Consider the following 2,343-nt stretch of genomic DNA (forward strand, 5'->3'; position numbering starts at 1 on the left):
CTCATTTCGGTTTCGGCGAAGTCGCCGGCATCGTCGCCGCGGCCGCCGGGCTGGCCTGCGGGGCCGGGGTCGCCTTCGGGGCCGGCGTGGCCGCGGGGGCCGTGACCGGAGCCGGCTCGGCCACCGTCTTCAGGATCGAGGACTTGCTCTTGTTGCGGGCGATGCTCGCCAGCGAGATCGAGGTGAGCAGGAAGACCACCGCCACGCCCGTCGTCAGCTTGCTCAAGAAAGTCGCGGCGCCGCGGGAACCGAAGACCGTCTGCGAGGAACCGCCGAAGGCAGCCCCCATGTCGGCGCCCTTGCCGGCCTGCAGCAGGATCACGATGACCAAAAAGACGCAGACCACGTAGTGAACGGCTAAAATCACGTTTTCCATCAACTCATCCTCTCTTCAAACTTGACGATCTTCGCGAAGGACTCGGCGTCCAAGGAGGCCCCTCCCACTAAAAGTCCGTCGACATGGGTTTCTTTCATCAGGGCCGGCGCGTTCTCCGGCTTGACCGAGCCCCCGTACAGCAACCGGATCCGGTTGGCCGTCGGGGCGTCGTAATACTTCATGAGCCAGTTGCGCAAGAAATGATGCACTTCGCCGGCCTGCTGGGGGGTGGCGTTCTTGCCGGTGCCGATCGCCCAAACCGGCTCGTAGGCGACGGTCAGGCGCTCGAAGTCATGCATCGCCACGTCGCTGAAGGCCGCCTTCATCTGTCCCTCGATCACCTCGAGGGTGGCGCCCTTCTCGCGCTGGGCCAAATTCTCGCCGACGCAGACGATGGGCACCAGGTCGGCCTTGAGGGCGGCCTGGAGCTTCTGGCTGACCATCTTGTCGGTCTCGCCGAAGAGGTTGCGCCGCTCGGAGTGGCCCAGGATCACAAACTCGCAGCCGACGTCCTTGAGGAAGTTCCCCGAGACCTCGCCGGTGAAGGCGCCCTCCTCCTCCCAATACATGTTTTGCGCCGCCAGCGACATGTTGGTGTCGGACAAGGCGACGGAGACGGAGTACAGCGCGGTGAAGGGCGGCGCCACCGCGACGTCGATGTGCGGCGAATCGACCAGCAAATTCTTCAGGGCGGTGACCAGCTTGATCGACTCGGCGATCGTGTTGTTCATCTTCCAATTGCCGACGACGAGGGGCCGGCGCAGGTCGGGTATCATGGCGCCCCCTCCGTCTCGAGGGCCTTGAGCCCCGGCAGGGTCTTGCCCTCGAGGAACTCCAGCGTCGCACCGCCGCCCGTGGAGAGATGGCCGATCTTGTCGCCCACGCCGGCGACCTTGACCGCGGCCAAAGAGTCGCCGCCGCCCACCACGGTCATGCCCGCGGACTTGGCGAGGGTGCGGGCGATCTCGACCGTGCCCCGCTCGAAGGGCGGGGTCTCGAAGGCGCCGACCGGGCCGTTCCACAGCACCGTCTTGGCGGCTAAAATTTGCGCCTCGTAGGCCTCGAGGGTCTTGGGGCCGACGTCCAGGCCCATCCAGCCGGCGGGGATGGCCTCGCCGGAGGGAGTCTTGAACTCCGCACCCGCCTTCAGCTCACGGGCGATGACGTGGTCGAGGGGCAGCTCGAGGCGGATGTCCTTGGTCTTGGCCCGCTCGAGCAGCTTGGCGGCCTGGTGCAGCTTGCCGTCCTCGACCAGCGAGGCGCCGACCTCGACGCCCTTCGCCTTGAGGAAGGTATAGGCCATGGCCCCGCCGATCAGCAGGCCGTCGACCAGCTTCAAGAGGTTTTCGATGACGCCCAGCTTGTCGGAGACCTTGGCGCCGCCCAGGATGGCGACGAAGGGCCGCGCCGGCTCGTGGAGCAGGCGGCTCAAGACCTGGACCTCTTTCAGGACCAACAGGCCCGCGGCCTTATCCTTGACCAGCGGCACCATCCCCACGGTCGAGGCGTGGGCGCGGTGCAGGGTGCCGAAGGCGTCGTTGACGTAGATGTCGGCCAGGCCGGCCAGGCGCTCGCTGAAAATGGGGTCGTTGACCTCTTCTTCCGGGTGGAAGCGCAGATTTTCGAGGAGGATGACCTCGCCCTCGCGCATCTCGCCGACCAGTTTCTTCACCGCGTCGCCGATGCAGTCTTCGGGGAAGGTCACCTCGCGCTCGAGCAGCTCGGAGAGCCGCGCCGCGACCGGCATCAGGCTGTACTTGGGGTCGCGCTTGCCCTTGGGCCGCCCCAGATGGGAGGCGAGGATCAGCTTGCCGCCGGACTTCAGGACGTGGCGGATCGTCGGCAGGCTGGCGACGATGCGGGAGTCGTCGGCCACCTTGCCCTCGGCGTCGTAGGGGACGTTGAAGTCCACGCGCACGAAGACGCGCTTTTCCTTCAGATCGAGTTCTTCGAGGCTCTTGATCATG

The 2,343-nt window shown here is 66.2% G+C and carries 3 protein-coding genes; all 3 read right to left on the reverse strand.

Annotation, left to right across the window (positions count from 1 at the left end):
• Nucleotide 1: 1 nt before the first annotated feature.
• Genes secG through FBR05_15145 form a run of 3 tightly spaced genes read right to left on the reverse strand, consistent with a single transcriptional unit; the run spans nt 2 to nt 2,342 of the window.
• Entirely contained in the window at nt 2-376 is a 375-nt protein-coding gene (gene secG, locus FBR05_15135; GenBank protein ID MDL1873513.1) for a preprotein translocase subunit SecG, read from the reverse strand.
• Nucleotides 376-1,152 carry a triose-phosphate isomerase gene (locus FBR05_15140; protein ID MDL1873514.1) on the reverse strand — a complete coding sequence of 259 codons (777 nt, stop codon included), beginning with the start codon at nt 1,150-1,152 and terminating at the stop codon, nt 376-378. The genes secG and FBR05_15140 overlap by 1 nt, the downstream gene beginning before the upstream one ends.
• On the reverse strand, nt 1,149-2,342 hold the full coding sequence (locus FBR05_15145; protein MDL1873515.1) for a phosphoglycerate kinase: 1,194 nt from the start codon (nt 2,340-2,342) through the stop codon (nt 1,149-1,151). Before FBR05_15145 ends, FBR05_15140 begins: the two co-directional genes overlap by 4 nt.
• Between the last annotated feature and the right edge of the window lies 1 nt (nt 2,343).

Source organism: Deltaproteobacteria bacterium PRO3 (assembly GCA_030263375.1).
Lineage (GTDB): Bacteria > UBA10199 > UBA10199 > DSSB01 > DSSB01 > DSSB01.

Excerpts from the sequence above, each read along its gene's own strand:
- FBR05_15140 (MDL1873514.1), bottom strand. The coding sequence starts at position 1,152 with ATGATACCCGACCTGCGCCGGCCCCTCGTCGTCGGCAATTGGAAGATG.
- secG (MDL1873513.1), bottom strand. The coding sequence starts at position 376 with ATGGAAAACGTGATTTTAGCCGTTCACTACGTGGTCTGCGTCTTTTTG.
- FBR05_15145 (MDL1873515.1), bottom strand. The coding sequence starts at position 2,342 with ATGATCAAGAGCCTCGAAGAACTCGATCTGAAGGAAAAGCGCGTCTTC.